The 21,653-nt window shown below is 74.2% G+C and carries 16 protein-coding genes; 10 read left to right on the top strand and 6 right to left on the bottom strand.

Going from position 1 to position 21,653, the window contains the following annotated elements; genetic code table 11:
* Nucleotides 1-20: 20 nt before the first annotated feature.
* The gene (locus AB0F62_RS03280; RefSeq protein WP_361791607.1) at nucleotides 21-686 is read right to left on the bottom strand and encodes a phosphotransferase; all 666 of its coding nucleotides are present in this window, start codon (nucleotides 684-686) and stop codon (nucleotides 21-23) included.
* Entirely contained in the window at nucleotides 677-1,198 is a 522-nt protein-coding gene (locus AB0F62_RS03275) for an isochorismatase family protein (protein WP_361791605.1), read from the bottom strand. Before AB0F62_RS03275 ends, AB0F62_RS03280 begins: the two co-directional genes overlap by 10 nt.
* 172 nt (nucleotides 1,199-1,370) lie before the next feature.
* On the opposite strand from AB0F62_RS03275, the gene AB0F62_RS03270 reads away from it, so the two are divergent.
* Complete coding sequence (locus AB0F62_RS03270; protein WP_361791603.1) at nucleotides 1,371-2,603, top strand: ankyrin repeat domain-containing protein; 1,233 nt, start codon at nucleotides 1,371-1,373, stop codon at nucleotides 2,601-2,603.
* 25 nt (nucleotides 2,604-2,628) lie between these two features.
* On the opposite strand, the gene AB0F62_RS03265 is transcribed toward AB0F62_RS03270, so the two are convergent.
* A complete protein-coding gene (locus AB0F62_RS03265) occupies nucleotides 2,629-4,260 on the bottom strand; it encodes an acyl-CoA synthetase (RefSeq protein ID WP_361791601.1) in 1,632 nt (543 codons plus the stop codon).
* A 193-nt stretch (nucleotides 4,261-4,453) separates the two neighbouring features.
* Between AB0F62_RS03265 and AB0F62_RS03260 the strand changes: the two genes are divergently transcribed.
* The 7 genes from AB0F62_RS03260 (at nucleotide 4,454) to AB0F62_RS03230 (ending at nucleotide 12,734) form a co-directional block, all read left to right on the top strand.
* Nucleotides 4,454-5,257, top strand: coding sequence for a crotonase/enoyl-CoA hydratase family protein (locus AB0F62_RS03260; RefSeq protein ID WP_361791599.1), 804 nt, complete (start codon nucleotides 4,454-4,456; stop codon nucleotides 5,255-5,257).
* Between the two features lie 20 nt (nucleotides 5,258-5,277).
* Nucleotides 5,278-6,228 (top strand): OB-fold domain-containing protein, encoded by a 951-nt coding sequence (locus AB0F62_RS03255; protein WP_361791597.1) that lies wholly within the window; start codon nucleotides 5,278-5,280, stop codon nucleotides 6,226-6,228.
* The gene (locus AB0F62_RS03250) at nucleotides 6,225-7,310 is read left to right on the top strand and encodes a thiolase domain-containing protein (protein ID WP_361791595.1); all 1,086 of its coding nucleotides are present in this window, start codon (nucleotides 6,225-6,227) and stop codon (nucleotides 7,308-7,310) included. The genes AB0F62_RS03255 and AB0F62_RS03250 overlap by 4 nt, the downstream gene beginning before the upstream one ends.
* A complete protein-coding gene (locus AB0F62_RS03245; RefSeq protein WP_361791593.1) occupies nucleotides 7,307-8,485 on the top strand; it encodes a thiolase domain-containing protein in 1,179 nt (392 codons plus the stop codon). Before AB0F62_RS03250 ends, AB0F62_RS03245 begins: the two co-directional genes overlap by 4 nt.
* Before the next feature lie 108 nt (nucleotides 8,486-8,593).
* Nucleotides 8,594-8,833, top strand: coding sequence for a DUF397 domain-containing protein (locus AB0F62_RS03240; RefSeq protein WP_361791591.1), 240 nt, complete (start codon nucleotides 8,594-8,596; stop codon nucleotides 8,831-8,833).
* Between the two features lie 468 nt (nucleotides 8,834-9,301).
* On the top strand, nucleotides 9,302-12,184 hold the full coding sequence (locus tag AB0F62_RS03235; protein WP_361791589.1) for an AAA family ATPase: 2,883 nt from the start codon (nucleotides 9,302-9,304) through the stop codon (nucleotides 12,182-12,184).
* 49 nt (nucleotides 12,185-12,233) lie between these two features.
* The gene (locus AB0F62_RS03230; protein WP_361791587.1) at nucleotides 12,234-12,734 is read left to right on the top strand and encodes a hypothetical protein; all 501 of its coding nucleotides are present in this window, start codon (nucleotides 12,234-12,236) and stop codon (nucleotides 12,732-12,734) included.
* Here AB0F62_RS03230 and AB0F62_RS03225 read toward each other — a convergent pair.
* Both AB0F62_RS03225 and AB0F62_RS03220 read right to left on the bottom strand, forming a co-directional pair.
* Entirely contained in the window at nucleotides 12,697-14,712 is a 2,016-nt protein-coding gene (locus tag AB0F62_RS03225; protein WP_361791585.1) for a peptidoglycan recognition family protein, read from the bottom strand. The genes AB0F62_RS03230 and AB0F62_RS03225 overlap by 38 nt on opposite strands.
* A 320-nt stretch (nucleotides 14,713-15,032) precedes the next feature.
* Nucleotides 15,033-16,127: an aminoglycoside phosphotransferase family protein gene (locus AB0F62_RS03220; RefSeq protein ID WP_361791583.1), complete on the bottom strand. Its 1,095-nt coding sequence runs from the start codon at nucleotides 16,125-16,127 to the stop codon at nucleotides 15,033-15,035.
* A 394-nt stretch (nucleotides 16,128-16,521) separates the two neighbouring features.
* Between AB0F62_RS03220 and AB0F62_RS03215 the strand changes: the two genes are divergently transcribed.
* On the top strand, nucleotides 16,522-17,997 hold the full coding sequence (locus tag AB0F62_RS03215; protein ID WP_361791581.1) for a hypothetical protein: 1,476 nt from the start codon (nucleotides 16,522-16,524) through the stop codon (nucleotides 17,995-17,997).
* 277 nt (nucleotides 17,998-18,274) lie between these two features.
* Here AB0F62_RS03215 and AB0F62_RS03210 read toward each other — a convergent pair whose 3' ends face one another.
* Nucleotides 18,275-19,756 (bottom strand): SpoIIE family protein phosphatase, encoded by a 1,482-nt coding sequence (locus AB0F62_RS03210; RefSeq protein ID WP_361791579.1) that lies wholly within the window; start codon nucleotides 19,754-19,756, stop codon nucleotides 18,275-18,277.
* Nucleotides 19,757-20,103: 347 nt separating this feature from the next.
* Between AB0F62_RS03210 and AB0F62_RS03205 the strand changes: the two genes are divergently transcribed.
* Nucleotides 20,104-21,528, top strand: a complete 1,425-nt coding sequence (locus AB0F62_RS03205; protein ID WP_361791577.1) for a HEAT repeat domain-containing protein — start codon at nucleotides 20,104-20,106, stop codon at nucleotides 21,526-21,528.
* Nucleotides 21,529-21,653: the final 125 nt, after the last annotated feature.

Genomic DNA, 21,653 nt, shown 5'->3' with positions numbered 1-21,653 from the left:
CCTTCGCGCCGGTCCGCGACTCAATTGCGGCCCGCGGCGCGGCTCGCGAGGCGCCTGAGCCGTCGTTCCTCCGCGGGCAGCAGGTGGGGGTCCGCCAGGCGGGCGGCGACCGCCTCGGCCATGCGCGGGGCCGGGTCCGTGGGGCAGGCGCGCAGGAAGCCGGCGAGGAACACCCGCAGCCCGGCGCTCTGGGCCCGGCCCAGGCTGACACCGCGCAGGATGGCGACGGTCAGCGCGCTGTCGGCGGCGGGGTCGCCGCCGGCGGCGTTGCTCCAGTCGATCAGCATCGGGCCGTCCGCGGTGAGGATCACGTTCTCCGGGTGGAGGTCCAGGTGGAGGACGCGATCGGTGCCGGGACCCCCGCCGGCGAAGCGGCGGGGGAGCCAGCCGGGCGCCGGCACGGCGTGCACGGAGGCCTGCAGCCCGGCCAGCAGCCGGCCGTGGGCATGGGCGCGCCAGGGCCGCCGGGCCAGGTCCTGCGCCATGGTGGGCCCCGTGAGGCGGTCCATGACGAGGTCGGCGCCGGCCGCGTCGTGCACCCGCGGTACGGCGACCCCGAGGCCGGACAGATGGGCCATCAGCCGGGCCTCCTCCTCGGCCGTGCGGCCGCGCCGGTAACGGCGCAGGACACGTGCGCCGTCGAGGGCGTAGACGTCGGCCTCGCGGCCCGCGCCGATCAGCTCCACAGCGCCTTCACCAGGTCGGCGGCCGGGGCGAGGGTGCCGAAGCGGGGGAGGCCGAGCGTCACCGCCGCCTCGTGCTCCGCCCCCGTGAGGGCGGTCATCGCGTCCTCCGCGAAGTACAGCTCGTACCCGTGGTCGGCGGCGGCCCGGGCGGTGGACTCGACCCCCATGTTCGTGGCGATCCCGGCGAGCACCAGGGTGTCGACGCCGAGGGCGCGCAACTCCTCGTCCAGGCCGGTGCCGTGGAAGGCGCCCACGGTCCGCTTGACGATCAGGAGGTCGCCCTCCCGGGCCAGCCCCTCGACCAGGTCGCTGCCCGCCGGCTGCTCGTCCACCCCGGGACGCTCGACGCGCACCAGCACCACCGGTGCCCCCGCCTCCCGGAAGGCCGTCGCGAGCCCGCGGGAGGCCAGCACGACCTCCTCCCCGGACCTCGGCGCCAAGGGCAGTTCCACGATGCGGTCCATCAGGTCGATCACGACAAGTGCGGTGCGCTGGGCCTCGAGACGCGTCATGGGCCCACCCTAGGTACCGGGGCCCGCGGACGTCCCGGATTCGCCCGCGCCGGGAGGAGGCCGCCGCCCTCCCGGCCCGCCGGGCCCGGGGGACTACGCTGGCCGCGGCCCCTTCGCCGCGACGAGCGCACGGGCCACGGGGACCACGGGCGGAGCGGACGGGGGCGCGGGCGTGGAGCCGTTGCGGGCGGCGGTACGGGGCGGGGACGCGCGTGCGGTCCACGCGCTGCTGGACGCGGGTGCCGACCCGGAGACCACCGAAGAGCACGGCACTCCGGTCCTCTGCCTTGCGGTGGACACCTTCGACCTCGAGGTCGTCGAGGCGCTGGTGACGTCGGCCCGGCTGGACCGCGTCGCCCCGGACGGCAGGACCGCCCTGCTGCGCGCCGTCGACCGGGGTGCCCACGCGATCACGGAGCAACTGATCGCCCACGGCGCGGCGATGTGGCACACGGACGCCGAAGGCCGCGACGCTCTGGCGCTGGCCCGGTACTGGCACGAGACGGGCGCCGTCGAGGTGCTGCGCCGCAGGACGGGCGGCCGCGGGCCCGTCGGCCGCAGGACCGTCGTGTCCGGCGAGGAGACGGTCTGGGAGGAGCTGTCCTCGGGTGACGCGCCGACCGTCCGCACCGGGCACGGCGCGATCCTCACCGACCTGGAGCCGCGGTTCGGCATCACCGTGCCCTTCGCCGAACTACTCTCCCGCGCTCTCGCCGAGCCGGACGTCGACCACGGCGTCTGGTGGGAGACGACGTACGTGCTGCAGCAGCGTCACGACGTCGGCGTGTGGACCGCGGCCGCCGCTCTACGGGCCCGGCCGGACCCGCGCGAACGGTACTTCGGCGCGGAACTGCTGCGGCTGATCCACCTCCTCGACGAGAGCGACGAGGAGGTGTGCGACGAGCCGTTGACCGACCTGTTCCTGCCCTGGGTGGCGGAGGAGACGGACCCCCGGGTGGTTCGGGCGCTCACCGCCGGGCTCGCGGAAGCCCGGGACCCCCGCGCCGTGGGGCGGCTCCCGGCCCTCACCGCCTACCCGGACGCCAGGGTCCGTCAGCGGGCGGTCGGCGGGCTGTACGGTGCGGTCGCGGAGGGCGCGGCGGACGCGCTTGCCGCGGTCGTGGAGCGCGCCGCGGACGCCGAGGCGGCGGTCCGCCGGGTGGCCTGCACCGTCCTCGGCGCGGCGCCGCCGGCAGCGGAAGCCGCCTCGCAGGCGCTGGCCGCCCGCCTCGCCGACGCGGACGAGGGCGTCCGCGTGGAGGCCGCCGTCCGGCTCGCCCTGCGCGACGACCCGCGCGGCGACGACGTGATCGCCGCCCTCGACGGTTCGGACGCCGCCGCCGAGGGCGGGCCGTACCACTGGCTCCTGTACGACGTGTACCGGCACCGCGCCCGGGTCCGCTGACGAGCGCCCGGGCGCGTGGCACGGGTCAGTTCGCAGCCGCGCCCTCCGCGGCCACCGCGCGGGCCCAGCGGTAGTCCGCCTTGCCGCTGGGGGAGCGCTGGATGAGCGGGGTGACGACCAGACTGCGCGGCACCTTGTAGCCGGCGAGGCGGGCCCGGCAGTGGGTCTGGATCTCGTCCAGGGTGAGGGCGGGGGCGCCCTCGCGCAGTTGGACGACGGCCGAGACGTGGTGGCCCCACTTGGCGTCCGGGACGCCGGCGACCAGGGCGTCGTAGACGTCGGGGTGGGCCTTGAGCGCCTCCTCCACCTCTTCCGGGTAGACCTTCTCCCCTCCGGTGTTGATGCACTGGGAGCCGCGTCCGAGCACGGTGACGATGCCCTCGTCGTCGACGGTGGCCATGTCGCCGAGGAGCACCCACCGTTCGCCGTCGCGCTCGAAGAAGGTCTGGGCGGTCTTGCCGGGGTCGTTGTAGTAGCCGAGCGGCACATGGCCGCGGAGCGCGATGCGGCCCGGTTCGCCGGGCGCGGCGGGTTTGAGCGAGGCGGGGTCGACCACGGCGATGTGCGTGTTGACGCGCACCCGGAACCCCCTGCGCGGGCCGGAGTCGTCCGTGGCGGTGCCGTTGAAGCCGGACTCGGAGGAGCCGAAGTTGTTGAGGATCAGGCAGTTCGGGGCGAGCGCCTGGAACTGGTCGCGTACGGTCTCCGACAGGATCGCGCCCGAGCTGGAGAGGCTGAACAGCGAGGAGACGTCGGTGTCCTTGAGCGGCCCGGCCAGCGCGTCGGCGAGCGGGCGGAGCATGGCGTCGCCGACCAGCGAGACGCTGGTGACCCTTTCGTGCTCGATGGTGCGCAGCACCTCCTCGGGGACGTACTTGCTGTGGACGACGACCTTCTGGCCGTAGTGGAAGCCGATGAAGGCGGTCAGCGTGGAGGTGCCGTGCATCAGCGGCGCGGTCGGGAAGAAGACCAGTCCCTCGCCGCCGGCCGCGACCCGCTCGGCGAGCTCCTCGGGGCGGCAGACGGGGACGCCGGTGGGGGCGCCGCCGCCCATGCCGGAGAAGAAGAGGTCCTCGTGGCGCCACATGACGCCCTTGGGCATGCCCGTCGTGCCGCCGGTGTAGATGATGAAGCGGTCGTCGGCGGAGCGTGCCGGGAAGTCGCGCGCGGGTGACCCGGAGGCCTCGGCCGCGGCGAAGTCGACCGGGGCGAGCGCGGGTTCGGGTGTGCCGGGGGGCGGCGTGCCGACGCGTACGAGGTGGCGCAGGCGCTCGGTCCGGGGGAGCGCCACCGCGACGCGGTCGGTGAACCCGGCGTCGAAGACGAGGGCCGCGAGGTCGGCGTCGCGGTAGAGGTAGACCAGCTCGTCCGCCACATAGCGGTAGTTGACGTTGACCGGGACGGCACGGATCTTCATGCAGGCCAGCGCGGTCTGCAGATACTCCACTCCGTTGAGGAGGTGCAGTCCCACGTGCTCGCCCGGCGTGACGCCGTGCGCAGCCAGGTGGTGCGCCAGGCGGTTGGCCGCGGCGTCGAGCTGCGCGTACGTGAGGCGGCGCTCGGCCCCGGTGCCGGGATGGTCGAGGTGGACCAGCGCCTCGCGGCCGGGCACGGTGTCGGCGACCGACTCGAAGAGGTCGGCAAGGTTGTACTCCACGGCTCTCCTCCTGACCGGGGGCCGGGGGACCGGGTGCGCGACCGGCTCCCAGCCGGTCATCAGAGCACCCCGTGCGGGGGCTGTGAAGGGGTCCCGCGACAACAATCTGACTGACAGTCAGAAAAGTATTGAACTTGACCTGCGCCTACTGCAACCTGTTCTAGGTCCGGTACGCGACGCGGGGAGGACGGCGATGGGCGGCACCGAACACCTCACGATGGAGCGCGTCGGCGCGACACTCGTCCTCACCCTCGACCGGCCGGAGGCGCGCAACGCGCTCTCCCTGCCCATGCTCGTCGGCCTCCACGACGGCTGGCTGGAGGCCGACCGGGACGACGCGATCCGCTCCGTGGTCCTCACCGGCGCCGGCGGGGCCTTCTGCTCCGGCATGGACCTCAAGGCCCTGGCCTCGAACGGCGGGATGACGGGGCAGGAGTACCGGGAGCGCCTCGCCGCCGACCCCGACCTGCACTGGAAGGCCATGCTGCGCCACCACCGCCCCCGCAAGCCCGTGATCGCCGCCGTCGAGGGGCCCTGCGTGGCCGGCGGCACCGAGATCCTCCAGGGCACCGACATCCGCGTCGCGGGCGAGAGCGCCGTCTTCGGCCTGTTCGAGGTCCGCCGCGGGCTCTTCCCCATCGGCGGCTCCACCGTGCGCCTCGCCCGCCAGATCCCGCGCACGCACGCCCTGGAGATGCTGCTCACCGGCCGCCCCTACACCGCTGCCGAGGCCGAGCGGATCGGGCTGATCGGCCACGTGGTCCCCGACGGCACCGCGCTGCACAAGGCGCTGGAGATCGCCGAACTGATCAACGCCAACGGCCCGCTCGCCGTCGAGGCCGTCAAGGCGTCGGTCTACGAGACCGCGGAGATGACCGAGGCCGAGGGGCTGAAGTCCGAACTGGATCGCGGCTGGCCGGTCTTCTCCACCGCCGACGCCAAGGAGGGCGCGAAGGCCTTCGGCGAGAAGCGCCCGCCCGTCTACCGCCGCGCCTGACACGGGAGGTCACCACCGCCATGCCCGAACCGCTCACCGCGCCCCTCGTCGTCGAGTTCCCCTTCACCCGGTCCCTGGGGCCGGTGCAGAGCGCCTTCCTCACCGGGCTGCGCGAGCGGACCGTGCTCGGCGTGCGCACCGGCGACGGGCGGGTCCTGCTCCCGCCCGTCGAGTACGACCCGGTCACCGCCGAGGAACTGCGCGAGCTCGTCGAGGTCGGCACCACGGGAACCGTCACCACCTGGGCCTGGAATCCGGCCCCGCGGCCACAGCAGCCGCTGTCCACGCCCTTCGCCTGGGTCCTGGTCCGTCTCGACGGCGCGGACACGGCACTGCTGCACGTCCTGGACGCGCCCGGCCCGCAGGTCGTGCGCACCGGCATGCGCGTCCGCGTCCGCTGGGCGGCGACACGGACCGGGGCGATCACCGACATCGCGTGCTTCGAGCCGGCCGCGGAGGAGCCGCCCGCGTCGGCCGAAGCCACCCCGCACACCGGCGAGTTCGCCGGCGCCGTCACCGGCATCACCGTTCCCGCGCGGCTGGAGTACACCTACGCCCCCGGCCGTGCCCAGACCCGCTACCTGGCCGGCCTCGCCGAGCGCCGCACGCTCGGGGAGCGCTGCCCCTCCTGCCGCAAGGTCTACGTCCCGCCCCGCGGCGCCTGCCCCACCTGCGGCGTCGCCACCGACGAACAGGTCGAGGTCGGCCCGAGCGGCACGGTCACCACCTACTGCATCGTCAACATCAAGGCCAAGGGCGTCGACATCGACGTGCCCTACGTCTACGCCCACATCGCCCTCGACGGAGCGGGCCTCGCCCTGCACGGACGGATCGGCGGCATTCCGTACGACCAGGTGCGCATGGGCCTGCGCGTCGAGCCCGTCTGGACCGGCGACGGCCGCTACCCCGACCACTACCGGCCCACCGGCGAGCCCGACGCCGACTACGACACCTACAAGGAGCTGCTGTGACCACGGCGACGAGGCGGGAGGCGGTGCGCGACGCGCGGCGCGAGGTGGCGATCGTGGCCTTCGCCCAGACCCGGCACGTGCGCGACAGCGCCGCGCTCTCCGAGGTCGAGATGCTCATGCCGGTGCTCCACGAGGTGCTGGGCCAGGTCGGGCTCACCGCGGGCGAGATCGGCTTCACCTGCTCGGGTTCCTCCGACTACCTGGCGGGCAGGGCCTTCTCCTTCACCATGGCGCTCGACGGAGTCGGGGCCTGGCCGCCGATCTCGGAGTCGCACGTGGAGACGGACGGCGCCTGGGCGCTGTACGAGGCCTGGGTCAAGCTCCTCACCGGCGAGGCCGACACCGCCCTCGTCTACTCCTACGGCAAGTCCTCGCCGGGTCGTCTGAGGGACGTGCTGACCCGCCAGCTCGACCCGTACTACCTGGCACCGCTGTGGCCGGACGCCGTCTCCCTTGCCGCGCTCCAGGCCCAGGCGCTGATCGACGCGGGCGACACGGACGAGGCGGCCCTCGCCGCCGTGGCGACCCGCAACAGGACCGCCGCCGAGGCCAATCCGTACGCCCAGGAGCCGGGCGACCGGCCGCAGGGCGACTACGTGGTCCAACCGCTGCGCCGGGGGGACTGCCCGCCGGTCGGGGACGGCGCGGCCGCGGTCGTGCTGGCCGCCGGGGACGCCGCCCGGCGGCTGTGCGCGCGCCCGGCCTGGATCCGCGGCATGGACCACCGCATCGAGGCCCACGCGCCCGGGGTCCGCGACCTGACCGACTCCCCCTCCACACGGCTGGCCGCCGAACGCGCCGGGGCCTTCGAGGCCCCCGTCGACACCGCGGAGCTGCACGCCCCCTTCACCTCCCAGGAGGTCGTGCTCCGCAAGGCGCTCGGCCTGGGCGGCGACGTCACGGTGAATCCCTCCGGCGGCCCGCTGGCCGCCAACCCCGTGATGGCCGCCGGTCTGATCCGGCTCGGCGAGGCGGCCGCCCGCATCCACCGCGGCGAGTCCCGCCGGGCGCTCGCCCACGCCACGTCCGGGCCCTGCCTGCAGCAGAACCTGGTTGCCGTCCTGGAAGGAGAGGACCGATGAGCGCGGTGACCGGCAAGGAGCCCGTGGCGGTCGTCGGCGTCGGCCAGACCCACCACACCTCGGCCCGCCACGACGTCTCCATCGCCGGACTCGTCCGCGAGGCCGCGCAGCGCGCCCTGGCGGACGCCCGGATGGGCTGGGCCGACATCGACGCGGTCGTCATCGGCAAGGCCCCGGACTTCTTCGAAGGCGTGATGATGCCCGAGCTCTACCTCGCCGACGCCCTCGGCGCGGTCGGCAAGCCCATGATGCGGGTGCACACCGCCGGTTCGGTGGGCGGCTCCACCGCGCTCGTCGCGACCAGCCTGGTCGCCGCCCGCGTGCACCGCACCGTCCTGACGCTCGCCTTCGAGAAGCAGTCCGAGTCCAACGCCATGTGGGGCCTGTCCCTGCCGATCCCCTTCCAGCAGCCGCTGCTGGCGGGCGCGGGCGGCTTCTTCGCCCCGCACGTGCGCGCCTATATGCGGCGCACCGGCGCTCCCGACACCATCGGCGCCCTCGTCGCGTACAAGGACCGGCGCAACGCCCTGAAGAACCCGTACGCCCATCTGCACGAGAAGGACGTCACCTTGGAGAAGGTGCGCTCCTCGCCCATGCTCTGGGACCCGATCCGCTACTCCGAGACCTGCCCCTCCTCCGACGGGGCCTGCGCGATGGTGCTCACCGACGAGGCGGGCGGGCGCCGGGCCCCCGGACCGGTGGCCTGGGTGCACGGCGGGGCAATGCGCAGCGAGCCCACGATGTTCGCGGGCAAGGACTTCGTCAGCCCGCGGGCCGGCCGCGACTGCGCGGCGGACGTCTACCGGCAGGCCGGCATCACCGATCCGCGGCGCCAGATCGACGCCGTCGAGATGTACGTGCCCTTCTCCTGGTACGAGCCGATGTGGCTGGAGAACCTCGGCTTCGCCCAGGAGGGGGAGGGGTGGAAGCTGACGGAGTCGGGGGTGACGGAGCTCGACGGCGATCTGCCCGTCAACCCTTCGGGTGGTGTGCTGTCCACCAACCCGATCGGCGCCTCGGGCATGATCCGCTTCGCCGAGGCCGCCCTCCAGGTGCGCGGCACGGCCGGCGGGCACCAAGTGGACGGGGCGCGGATCGCGCTGGGGCACGCCTACGGCGGCGGTTCGCAGTTCTTCGCCATGTGGGTGGTCGGATCCGACCACCCCGGAGGGTGAAGCGGGCATGAACCGCCACCGGGCCCGGGCAGGTTCTTCCATGACCTGTCCGGGCCCCGGCACGGTCGCTAGGCTGGCCCGGACGACGCAGTCGGGAGGAGAGCGGACGTGGCCGAGAGCACGATCGGATCGCCGTTGGCCAACGGGAAGAAGCCGCAGCTTGATCTGGCCAACGCGGAGTGGCAGTCGAGCAGCCAGGGCACGGGAGACGTCCAGATCGCCTTCATCGAGGGCTACATCGCCATGCGGGACGGGCGGAACCCCGAGGGTCCCTCGCTGGTCTTCACCCCGGCGGAGTGGCGGGCCTTCGTCCTCGGTGCCCGCGACGGCGAGTTCGACCTCACCTGACGGCGCCTTACCTGACGGCGCCTTACCTGCCGGCGCCTCACCCGCCGACGCCTCACCGACGGCATTTCACCGGACGGGCGGCGCGGCCCCGGCGCGCCATGTGCGGACCGGGGCCGGGCCGGCCCCACCGGGCCGGCCCCTCGCCCTCAGCCCGTCCGGCACCAGGGCCCGGGACAGCGCTCCCGGAACGGGGGCGCCGTACACCGGTCCGCCGGGGTGACGGCCGCCGGCCGGCGCCCCGTCGGGATGGGCGCGGCCCAGGCGTGCGCCGGCGCGTTCCCGCACGTGGTCTCACCCGAACGAGCACAGCCGATCATTCCGCGGACGCTTTTGAACAGGCGTCACCAGTTCGCATTTATCCACTCACTCAGGGTCCTCGGTGGCGTACGCTGAGGTGCCACCGGACAGGCGTCCGAGCATCATCGGCGCGCTCCCGGCGCGCGCCGGATCAGGGGCAGGGGGTGCACGATGGCGCGGCGCACACCGAAGTCCCGACGGCCGCTCCTCGAACGCGAGACGGAACTCGTCGCGGTCGACGAGGCGCTGGCCGAGCTCACGGGAATTCGAGCCGAAGGGGGCCGGCCCCTTGCCGGCACACGGCGCGGCGGCGTGCTCGCCTTCGCGGCCCCGGCCGGCCTCGGCAAGACGACCCTGCTCGCGGAGACCCGCCGCAAGGCCGCGGCCCTCGGCTGCACCGTCCTGTACGCCCGGGGCGGCGACCAGGAGCAGGGCGTCGCCTTCCACGTGGCCCGTCAACTGCTCCAGCCGCAGCTCGCCGGAGCCGGCGACGCGGCGCTGCGGTCCACCCTCGGCAGCTGGTACGGCATCGTCGGCCCCGCCCTCGGGCTGTGCACCGACGGCGAGGGCGCGCCCCCCGACCCGCAGGGCCTCGGGGACGGACTCGACTGGGTGCTCACCCACATCGCCGTCCGGCGCGCTCCCGTGGTGCTCGTCCTCGACGACGCCCATTGGGCCGACCCCGAGTCCCTCGGCTGGCTCTCCGCCTTCGCGCCCCGCGCCGAGGAGCTCCCGATGCTCGTCGTCGTGGCCTACCGGCCCGACGAACTCCCCGTCCACGCCGAGGCGTTCCGCGGTCTGCCCGGCCGCTCCGGCACCCGCCCCATCGGCCTGGAGCCGCTCAGCGCCACCGCCATCGGCCGGCTCGTCCGCGATGCCGTGGGCGACCACGCGGACGACGCCTTCTGCCGCGAGGCATGGGCGGTCACCGCCGGCAACCCCTTCGAGGCCGTCGAGCTCACCGCCAAGGTCCTCGACCGCGCGCTGCGCCCCGACGAGACCAGCGCGCACCTGCTGCGCGACCTCGCCGCCGCGGCCAAGGGCAGCGGCCTCATCGCCCGACTGGAACGGCTCGGCACCTCCACCGTCCGCATGGCCTGGGCCGCCGCCGTGCTCGGCACGTCCATCTCGCCGGCGATCGCCGCGAGCGTGGCCGGCCTGGGCGGCGAGGAGGCGGCCGACGCCGCGGACCGGCTGCGCAAGGCGCGCATCCTCACCGGCAGCGACGTCCTGGAGTTCGTCCACCCCCTCATCGCCACCGCCGTCTACCGGGCGATCCCCGACGCCGTCCGGGTCGCCCTGCACGGCCAGGCCGCCTGGTCCGTCGTGGACGCCGGACTCGGCCCGTCCGCCGCCGCCCGGCACCTGCTGGAGACGCACCCCGAGGGCGATCCCTGGGTCGTCGGCCAGCTGCGCCAGGCCGCCCGGGACACCGCGCGGGCCGGCGCCCCCGACGCGGCCCGCCGCTATCTCGCGCGGGCGCTGCGCGAACCCCCGCCCTTCGAGGACCGGGCCGCCGTCCTCTTCGAGCTGGGCTGCTCCTCCCTGCTCACCGAGCCGGCCACCACGGTCAACCACCTGCGCGCCGCGCTCGAGGAGCCGGTCGTCGACCCCGAGTTGCGCGCCGCGATCACCTACCGGCTCTCCCAGGCCCTGGCCCACTCCGACCGGCTGGGCGAGGCCGCCGACACCGTCGGCCAGGCCGCCCGCACCGCCACCAACGCGCGGACCCGGCTGCGGATGCAGGAAGAGCAGTTCATGTGGGACGCCTTCCGCTCCGACGAACCCGACTCCCCGGCCCGCTCCCGCCGGCTGGCCCGGCTGGCCGACCGGCTCACCGGACGCGACCTGACCGAGCGCTACATCATCGGCCTGCGCGCCTGGGACGCCACCCTGCGCGGCGAGCCCGCCGAGACGGCCCTGCGCCACTCCGACCGCGCCCTGGTGGGCGGGCTGCCCTGGGCCGACGAGAACTGGGGCTTCGAGGTCCCCACCCTCGTCGCGATGACCTACATGTACGCCGACCGGCCCGGCCGCGCCGAGGAGCTCTTCGCCATCGGCATCGGCGACTACGAGCGCAAGGGCTGGCGCGGCGCCCACCTCGCCTTCGGATACATGCTGCTCGGCTACATCCGCTACCGCCGCGGCCGCCTCGCCGAGGCCGAGGACTTCGCCCGCGACGGGCTGCGCCTCGCCGACCGCGTCGGACGCGGGATCCCCGTGCAGTGGTACGGGGTCGCCATCCTGGTCGCGATCCTGGTGGCCCGCGGCCGGGTCCGCGAGGCCACCGCCCTCGCCGAGGAGTACCAACTCTGCGAGCCGTTCCCGGCCGCCGTGGTCTTCCCCGACGCGCAAGCCGTCTACGGCGAACTGCTGCTCGCCCGCGGGATGACCAAGGACGCCATCGCCCAGCTCGAGATGGTCGGCCGCCGGCTGGATCCGCGCGGCATACGCAACCCCGCGTGGTGCCCCTGGCAGCTCCACCTCGCGCTCGCCGAGGCCCAGGACACCCCGGACCGGGCCCGCGCCACGGCCGCCGAGGCCGTCGATCGCGCCCGCCAGTACGGCACCTCGTCCGCCATCGGCCAGGCCCTGCGCGTCGCCGCCGAAGTGGCCGCGGAACCCGACCGGCTCAAACTGCTGCACGAGGCGGTCGGCCACCTGGAGCGGTCACCCGCCGGATACGAACTGGCCCGCGCCCTGGTCGACCACGGCGCCGCCCTGCGCCGCGACGCCCGGCTCCACGAGGCCGCCGAGCAGCTCTACCGGGGCCTGGAGACCGCCGTCCACTGCGGCGCAGACGGCCTGGCCGAGCGGGCCCGCGACGAACTCGCCGCCGCGGGGCTGCGCCCCCGCAGACTCCGTACGACCGAGACCGACGCCCTCACCGCCCAGGAGCGGGCGGCCGCCACCCGTGCCGCCCGCGGCGAGGACGACGAGCAGATCGCCGCCGGTCTGGACACCGACCCGGAGGGCGTCACGCGGCTGCTCTCCGCCGTCTACCGCAAGATCGGCACCGACCGGGCGGGCCTCGCCAGGGCGCTGGCGCCGTAGCGACGCGGCCCCGGGCACGCGGGCGGCCCGGGGACCGTACGATGGCCCCATGTCGTTCCTCCGCCGCCGCAGCGCCGCAACGCCCACAGGGCCGGAATTCGACGTCCTGGCCATGGACCCGGGCGACTGGCCCGGCGAACTCGGCGCCGGGCTGCTGCCCGGGGAGGACGGCAGCTGCCAGGGCATCTTCCTGCGCTACGACCTCTTCGGCGGGCGCGGCCCCGCCATGCTGATCGGCAACCTCCCCGAGGGCTCGCCGGCCCGCGACCTCGAAGAGGGCCAGATCCCCTTCGAGGTGGCGCAGCTGCTGCTGGCCCTGGGCAACGACGAGCCGGTCGAGGTCGTCGGCACCGAGGACACCCCGGTCATGCACGGTGACAACCTGCTGATCGTGCGCAAGGTGAAGCTCTCCGAGGGGCGCATCGCCTGTACGCAGTTCGACCGCAGCGACGGCGTCCTGGTCACCATCGCGACCTGGGACCGGCCGATCACCGACGACCTCTACCAGTTGCTCAAGCCCCTCCCCGCGGAGATGTTCCAGCAGGGCTGAGCCGGGCCCAGGACGGACGCAGGGTCACGTCCTCGGCCTTGACCCAGGCCACCCGGTGGCCGAACTGGATCTCGTAGTAGCGCTGCTTCCCGCGTACCACCACGTGCTGGGAGGCGTCGAAGGTGACCGCCCGGTAGTACTCGCCGCGCGTGACCTGCCCCACGGCGTAGCTCTGGCCCGCCGGCAGCCTGTACGGCAGCGGGGAGTCCGCCTGCACCGGGACGCCCGCGGGATAGGCGGCGGCCTCCGGGTAGGCGCGTCCGTACACCGGGACGTCGGCGCGTCCCTCCTTGGGCGTGACCACCCAGCCCGTGGCGGGCACGGCGGTCCGGTGCGCCCGGGGGTCGTGGAACCATGCCTTCTGGCCCAGGTACCAGATCGCGGTCCACTCGCCGCGCCGCTCGGCCACCGCGAACTGCTGGCCGGTCGAGGCGCGGGCGCCGGTGTCGTTCACCCCGGTCGTCGAGGGGGCCTCCCCGTGCAGACCGACGTCCTTGACGAGCGGGGCGTCCTCGCGCGGCTCGGTGTACAGCCGGACCGCGGCGGAGCCGCGCGACGGGCAGGTGTCGCCGGCGGTCGCGCAGCCGGTGTAGAGCGGCCGGTTGGAGACGTACTCCGGGGCGATGGTCACCAGGGCGCTGTCCGGCCCTGCGGTCGGCCCGAAGGGCGCTCCCAGGAGCCGGAAGTAGTGCGCCCAGTCCCAGTAGGGGCCGGGGTCGGTGTGCATGCCGGGGATGTTCGCCGCCGTCGGGCCCGGGACGTTGTCGTGGCCCAGGATGTGCTGCCGGTCCAGCGGGATGCCGTAGCGCGCGGCCAGGTAGCGGACCAGCCGGGCCGACGCCCGGTACATCGCCTCGGTGTACCAGGTGCCCGGATCGGTGAGGAAGCCCTCGTGCTCGATGCCGACCGACTTGGCGTTGACGTACCAGTTGCCCGCGTGCCAGCCGACGTCCTTGGTCTTCACATGCTGGTCGACGTGGCCGTCCGCGGAGCGGATCGAGTAGTGCCAGGCCAGGTAGTCCGGCTTCTGGACCAGTTGGAGGGTGGTGTCCCAGGTGGCCTCGGTGTCGTGGACGACGATGTAGTCGATCTTCTGGCTGTGCGGCCGGTCGGCGAGGTCGTGATTGCCGTAGTCCCCGGTGCCGTACTCCTCGTACGGGGCCGGCAGCCATTCGCAGGCGATCGTGCGCGGGCACTCGGTCCCGTCCGCGGCGACGGTGCGCAGGCCCAGCGAGCGGAGCTGGGCGGTGTCCGGCGCGAGGCCGGCGTGCGCCTCCAGGACGAGGGTCTCCCCGTCGTCCGTCGTGCGCGTGGCGCCCTCCCGGACGACCTGGAAGACGTCGTCGGCGAAGACGGCGGCCGTGGCGGTGTCGTCCGCGCCCGAGTAGCGGGCGACCGCGCCGTACCAGCGCGCCGGGTCGGAACTCGGCGTCGCCCCCAGCGACTTCTGGGCCTGGGCGAGCAGCGCCGCGCCGCCCGCCACGTTGGCGGCGGGGTCCTCGCGCAGCTGTCCGGCGCTCAGCCCGGTCAGTGAGGCGGCGCGCTCCAGCGTGGTCAGCGTCGAGGGCAGCGCACGGGTGTCCACGGCGGGCAGACCGACGTCGACGAGGGGGCGTCCGACGTCACCGCGAGGGTCGTCGCCACCGTCACCCCTGCGGGGGAAGTCGGCGAGGGCCGTACGGGCGTCGGTGAGGTGCATGGGCCCGTATCCGGCGGTGACGCTGGGCAGTCCGCGGTGGGTGTCCCAGCGCGACTCCATGTACGCCACGGCCATCAGCACGCTCTCCGGCACGTGGTACCGCTCGGCGGCCTCCGTGAAGGCCCGTTGGAGCGGTGCGTCCGGTTCGTCCGGGGTGGTCGCGCCGGCCGCGGGGAGCGGCGCGAGCGCGGAGAGCAGGGCGCCGACGGCCACCGAGACCGTGGCGGCGGTGACGACCTTGCGCGGGCGTCTCGCGTTGTGGGGGGTGGTTCCTCGCACTGCAGCCTCCTGTGGTGACGCACGGGGCCCGTTCGGAAACCACAGAGGTATCCCTTGCTCGACGATCCGTCAACTACGCGCCGAGACAGCGGTTTACGCATGTCAGCGCCCGTGCCGGGAGCTTTCCCCGCACGGGCGCCATGGCCTGCGGTGCGTCAGTGGACTGGACCACCGGCGGTGCCGCTCCGGCCCGATGGCCGCGCGGCGGCACCGCGACGGCACCGGAGGACCCTCCCCTGGCCCCCGGGTCCGTGACCGCGGTGATGTCCCGTCCGCCACACACCGGTTCCTGCTCTTCCGTCCGGGAACCGGCCCCGGGATCACCGCGTACCGACGGCGGCCCGGACGGCCCGCCGGGCGAGGCCCGCGTCGTCGTGCAGCCGGCGCAGCAGCAGCCGCTGCTCCTCCCCGGCCTCGGCCGCGCCCGGACCCACCGGGACGGTGCTGCGCATCGTGCGCTGCACGGCCGTCTCGTAGGTGCGGATCTCGCGGGTGACGACCAGCATCAGGTTGACCAGGAAGGCGTCACGCGCGATCGGCCCCGCGGCCTGCGCCATCTGGCTGATCTGCCGCCGGGTGACCGGGTCGTCGCCCAGGATCATCCAGAGCACCGCCAGGTCGTATCCGGGCAGATACCAGCCCGCGTGCTCCCAGTCGACCAGCACGGGGCCGGCCGGCGAGAGCAGGATGTTGGAGAGCAGGGCGTCGCCGTGATTGAACTGGCCCTGTGCGTGCGCCAGTCCGTGCAGCAGCTTCTGCAGGTCGCCCATGTCGCGGTCGGTGAGCAGCCCGAGCTCGTGGTAGCGGGACAGCCGCGCCGCGTAGTCGACCGGGGCGTCGAAGACCCCGGCCGGCGGGCGCCACATGTTGACCCGGGAGATCGCGCTGAGCGCCATCCGCACATCCGCCCGCGGCGGGGCCTCCGACGGGTGCCGCTGCAGCGCCGCGACCCGTCCGGGCATCCGCTCGAGGACGAGGGTGCAGCTCTCTGGGTCGGCGGCGATCAGCCGCGGCGCCCGGACCGGCGGACGGTGCCGTACGAACGCCCGGTACGCGGCGATCTCGTGCCGGTACCGCTCCACCCAGGCGGGGGAGTGGTCCAGCAGGCACTTGGCGACGGCGGGGGCGCGGCCCGAGGTGCCGACCAGCAGCACCGAGCGGCCGCTGCGCCGCAGCATCTGGAGGGGAGTGAATTCGGGACAGATGCGCTGCACCGAGGCGATGGCCGAGCGCAGTTGCGCGCCTTGGGGGCCGGTCAAGTCGAGCCTCCCGCCGAGCGGATGGGAGGTACCCGGCGCGCCCCTGCGCGGCGCGGGCAGCACCGGGCGGGGCCGTATGGCGGTCCCGGTCCCGGTGAATCCCGGGATCTGGGTCGGCCGGGGCGGTGCGGACACGGAGGACGATGCTGAATACATATGGGGAGACAGATCCCTTCGTGTGCCAACGAGCTCTTGACGAGGGTGCGGGGCCGGCGCGTGGACGATCCGGAGCCGGAGTCGGCGTCCGGTCCCGCACCCTGGGGAATGCGGGCTCGGGCCGGCGGTCCGAACTGTCCACGCGCCGTACGCCCCTCGCGTACCAGTACGCACATGGCTCTCGAGGTGTTCAACGCTGATCGGCGTTTTTCGAAAGTTGTTCATATGCGACCGTTCGCGAGCCGGCGACTGCCGGGCCGGGTGGCGCGTTCCTACCTGACCACCGCGTGCGGGTGGCAGACCATCTGGCGCACCCTGGCGAACCCTGGCGAATGCTCGCGGCGGCGCTGACCGGCCGTTAGTGTCAAAGGTGCCGAGGAACCTGGGGGCTTGAATGGACAAGGAAGCCAACTCACGGCTAGCGGACCTGTTCGCACTCACCGGATGGTCCAAAGGGGAGCTCGCGCGACTCGTCAACCGGCAGGCGGCGGCCATGGGCCACCCGCAGCTGGCGACGGACACCTCGCGCGTGCGCCGCTGGATCGATACCGGGGAATCCCCCCGCGAACCCGTACCCACCGTGCTGGCGGCCCTGTTCACCGAGCGTCTCGGCCGTGTCGTAACCATCGAGGATCTCGGGTTCGGCCGGCATCGGCGTACGGGAAGGAAGCAGTCCGTCAGCGCCGACGGGCTGCCCTGGCCACCGGAGCGAACAGCCGCGGTCCTCACCGAATTCACGGGAATGGACCTCATGCTCAACCGACGCGGTCTGGTGGGCGCGGGAGCCGCGCTCGCCGCGGGTTCCGCACTCAGCAGTGCCATGTACGACTGGCTGCACACCGATCCGGCGCTCGCGGCCGACGCCCCCACCACCGACAACCCCTTCACCGTCGACCCCGCCTCCTACGACCGCTACGAGGCCGCCCCCATCGGCTCCCTGGAGATCGAGGCCCTGGAACGCTCGGTCGAGGTGTTCCGCGCCTGGGACGCGTCCCGCGGCGGCGGTCTGCAGCGCAAGGCGGTCGTCGGCCAGCTCAACGAGGTGGGCGGCATGCTCGCCTACCAGCACCCTCCGCACCTCAAGCGCAGGCTCTGGGGTGTGGCCGCCAACCTCGCCGTCCTGGCGGGCTGGATGTCCCATGACGTCGGCCTGGAGCCCACGGCGCAGAAGTACTTCGTCATCGCGGCACACGCCGCCCGCGAGGGCGGCGACCGGCCGCGGGCCGGTGAGGCGCTCTCCCGCGCCGCCCGGCAGATGGTCCACCTGGGCCGGCCGGACGAGGCCCTCGACCTGATGAAGCTGGCGCAGTCCGGCTCCGGCCAGGAGGCCCTGCCGCGCACCCGCGCCATGCTCTGCACCATCGAGGCGTGGGCACAGGCGTCCTTGGGCCGCGGCCAGGCCATGCGCCGGACCCTCGGCAAGGCGGAGGACCTCTTCGCCTCCGACCGGGGCGACGTGCCGCCGCCCAGCTGGATGCAGATGTTCGACGAGGCCGACCTGCACGGCATGCAGGCGCTCGCGTACCGCACGCTCGCCGAGCACGAGCCGCTCGCGGCCCGGACGGCGCAGCACCACGCCAAACAGGCGCTGGAGCTGCGCGGCAAGGGCCGGGACCGGTCGAACATCTTCGACTACATCTCGCTGGCCTCCGCGTGCTTCATCGCCGACGATCCGGAGCAGGCGGACCGCTACGCGCGGCTGGCGCTGCTGACCATAAGGCAGAACTCGTCACTGCGGACCTGGGACCGGCTGCGGGAGATGTACCGGCTGACGGCCCGGTACTCCGACTTCATCGGGATCCAGGATCTGCGCGAGGAGATCGAGATCGCGCTGCCGAGCGGCCCCAAGCGCAAGGGCCCCGCCATCTGAGCGGAGTCCCCGCGGAGCCCGCGGACGAGCCCGCGAACACGTCAGTGGGCGAGCCCGCGTACGACCCGCGGACGAAGGGCCGCGCGATGGGGTCGCGGACACCCATCGATGGGATCAGCCGACTCGACGCCGAATGAGCCGGCTCTCCCGGATGCCGTCCCCATGTCCATCTATCGACATTGCATCGGCAACTCGCCGAGACGACCCCACGCGTCGACCGCCCGCACCGCCTCCGGTGCGGCGCGGTACTCGCGCGGCGGTCGGTGGTACACGGACATCAGTGGAACGCGGCGATGAGCACGCAGGCGTCGTCCTCGCGCTCGGGGGCGCCGAATTCCTCCACCACGATCCGCACGCACTCCTGGGGCGTGCGCGCCAGGGCGAACCTCGGACCGAGGTCGAGCAGCCGCCGCACGGCGGTGGCCGCGGCCGAGGCGGCACCGGCCCGGCGCGGCAGCAGGCCGTCGGTGTGCAGTACCAGGAGGTCGCCGGGGGCCGGCCGCTCGGTCGCCTGGCCGTACCGGGCGCCCGATGTGGCGCCCAGCAGCACGCCCTCGGGCGCGTCGAGCAGCCGCCCCGTCCCGTCGCGGAACAGCAGCGGGGCGGGGTGCCCTGCCTGGGCCCACACCAGCGAACGGTCCTCGGGGCGGTAACGGCAGCACAGGGCGCTGCCCAGCACGGGCTGCGCCGAGCCGTCCAGCAGCTGGTTGAGCCCGTTGAGCAGTGGAGCGGGCTCCAGCCCCGTCATCGCCATGCCGCGCAGCGCGCCGAGCAGCATGGCCATGCCGGAGGTGGCGGAGACCCCGTGCCCGGTCAGGTCGCCCACGGTGAGCAGCGCGGAGCCGTCGGGCAGTTGCAGCGCGTCGTACCAGTCGCCGCCGACGAGGGCGCCGGTCGAGGAGGGGAGGTAGTGGGCGGCGAGGTCGACGGTGGTGGGGCCGCCGTCCTGCGGGAACCGCAGGGACCCGCGCCACGGCGGCAGCACGGCTTCCTGCAGCTCGACCGCCAGCCGGCGCTCGGTCTGCGCGATCTGCCGCTCGCGCTGCAGCGAGTCACGGGTCTCCCGCAGTGTCCGCTGGCTGCGGCGCAGTTCGCTGACGTCGCGGAGCACCGCCCACATCGAGGCGGTGGCGCCGACGGCGTCGAGCACCGGCTCGCCCACCATGTGCACCGTGCGCACGGCACCGTCCGGGCGGACGATGCGGAATTCGCAGTCGATCGGCCGGGCGTCCACCAGGCAGCCGGTGACGGCCGCGGTGAGGGTCTGCTGATCCTCGGCGAAGAGCCACGAGGGCAGCTCGTCCAGGGTCAGCGGTCCCTCCGCACGGGTGCGCCCGAAGATTCGGTACAGCTCGTCCGACCACTGGACACCGTCCGTGACCAGATTCCACTCGGCGCTGCCGGCCCGCCCCAGGGCCTGGACGGCGCCGGGTACCGGCGCGGGAACGGAGACCTCCCGGGCCGCCCGCGACGCGTAGGCGGCACCGCCCGGCTCGGCGCCCGGGTCCCGGTCGCCGGTCGCGGGCAGGCCGTCGCGCAGCTGCCCGAGCTGCGCGCCCAGGTCGTCGAGCTGGTGGACGGCGAGGTCGCACAGCGCGCGCTGCCAGCGCAGCTGCGGGTCCTCCTCGTCGTCCGCGGCGGCGTCGCGGCGCACGGCGTCGACCTTGCCGCGCAGCTGACGGGTCTGGGAGATGAGCGCGTCCACGGTGCCGGGCTCAGGCTTCGCGGCGGCGCGATCCTCATGCAAATGGGGCGGCATGACGCTCTCCGAACATGTCTCCGAACCGGACGCCGGCCTCAACGGGCCGTACGGATGGGCCAGTCACGACTGTTGCACAAGGAGTGATGGCCCGTAAGGGTTTCCGCAATACCCGATCCGGTGGTGCTATTGGCATATGCCAGAAGCCTTCGGGGCTCTCGCGGCCGGACGACTCGGCGGAATGCCGCGGTCCGGGTAAGCTGCGGGCCGCCCCCCGCGGGCGTACTTCGTCAGCCGCCCGGGTGCCGTGCAAAGGGTTTGAACCCGGGACGATCTGCGAAGATACCTCGCAGCCGGTAACGGAAAATCCCGTTGCCAACCGACCCCCCGCACCGGATGCTGACCTCATGTTCGACCCCGACATAGCGCCCAGCGGTACCCTTCTCGGCCTCCTCCAGCGAGGACGCGGCGACGGGACCCTGCACGCCCTCGCCGCGCAGCGAGCCGACGCGCTCGCCGCGCTGGAGCAGTGCGTCCTGCGCGACCCCCGTCACGACTGGCGCGTGGAGTCCCGCTCCCTCTATTACGCGCGCCTGTACTCCGAGCTCGAGGGCCCGCTCGACGGGATCGAACAGCACCTCTTCCACCCCGACGACATCGTCAGCCCCGACGAGCACCGCTGCGGCCTCGCCCTGTCCGTCCTCGGCCACCTCGCGGGCTACGGCCGCCGCGACGCCTTGCTTCTGCTGCGCCGCTACGCCGCCACCGGCGGCAACTGGGAGTGGGCCCTGGACGAGCTCGCCGTGCGTGACGACGACGACGCGTTGCGTGCGCTCGGCCCGGCCGTGCTCGCCCGGTTCCCCCGCACCACGGAGGGTGACGCCCAGCTCGCCGCCGCGCTCCGCGAGGCGTACGAGCCGCGGCCCTGGCGACTGTGGGCCGAGGATCCGGACCCCGCCGTCTCGGAACGCGTGCGCAAGGCCTCCGAACAGACCGCCTTCGACCGGTGGCAGCGCCAGATGCGGCCCGCCGGGCCGACCCCCGGCTGGAGCGTGCGGGCCGTACTGGAATGGGCCCAGGAGGGCCTGGCCGCCTATCCGCCACAGCACCGCGACGCCCCCGCCGCCCGCTGCCTGGCCGCCGTCGCCGCACCCGAGGACCGCGAGGAACTGCTCGAAGCGGCCCGGGGCGGTCCCGAGGCGGCCCGCGCGGCCGCCGTCCGCCACCTGTCCGACCGCCAGGACCGCGACGCCCTCGACCTCATCGAGGCCGCCGCCGTCGCCGAGTCCGAGATCGTCGTCCGCGCCGCCGTCGAGTCCTTCGAGCGGATGCGCAGCGTCGCCGCCCTCACCCGGGCCCGCGCCTGGTCGCACCGCGAGGACGTCCTCGGGGCCGCGGCGGCGCGTATGCTCGCCTGCCGCGGCGGAGCCCAGGACGCCGACCACGTGCTCGGCGCGCTGCGCCGCCTCGTCCAGCGCGAGGGCGCCGACGCCGAGGGCCTAGCGGGCCTGGTCGAGGGCGCCGGCCGGCTCTCCATCGAGTGCGCCGCCCCCGTCCTGCGCCATGTCTACCGCGAGACCAGTTCCTCGCAGGTGCGCGGCGTCGCCGCCCACGCACTCGCCCGCACCGATCCGTGCTTCGGTGCCGGCCTCGCCGTCGAGTGCCTCTGGGACTGCGAGGAGACCACCCGCGAACTCGCCGCCCGCACGGCCACGACCTCGGACGTCCGCGTCCTGGCCCAACTGCGCCGGCTCGCCGCGGATCCCGCGGAGGAGGCCGAGGTCCAGACGGCCGTCCGAGGCCGCCTCAGTTCGGGCGATCCCGCGCGGTAGGCCGCGGCCCCCCGGCCGAGGGTGCCGGCGCCCCCGCCCACCGCGTCCCCGGGGCCGGAACACCGAGCGGGAGGGTGGCACATGCCGGGGCTGGACTGGACCTAGGGGTGTGACCTGCCGCCGCT

The organism is Streptomyces sp. NPDC026673, assembly GCF_040638135.1.
In the GTDB taxonomy this organism is placed as follows: Bacteria; Actinomycetota; Actinomycetes; order Streptomycetales; family Streptomycetaceae; genus Actinacidiphila.
The sequence above is the reverse complement of the archived record's forward strand: the minus strand, read 5'-3'. Positions and strand labels throughout refer to the sequence as shown.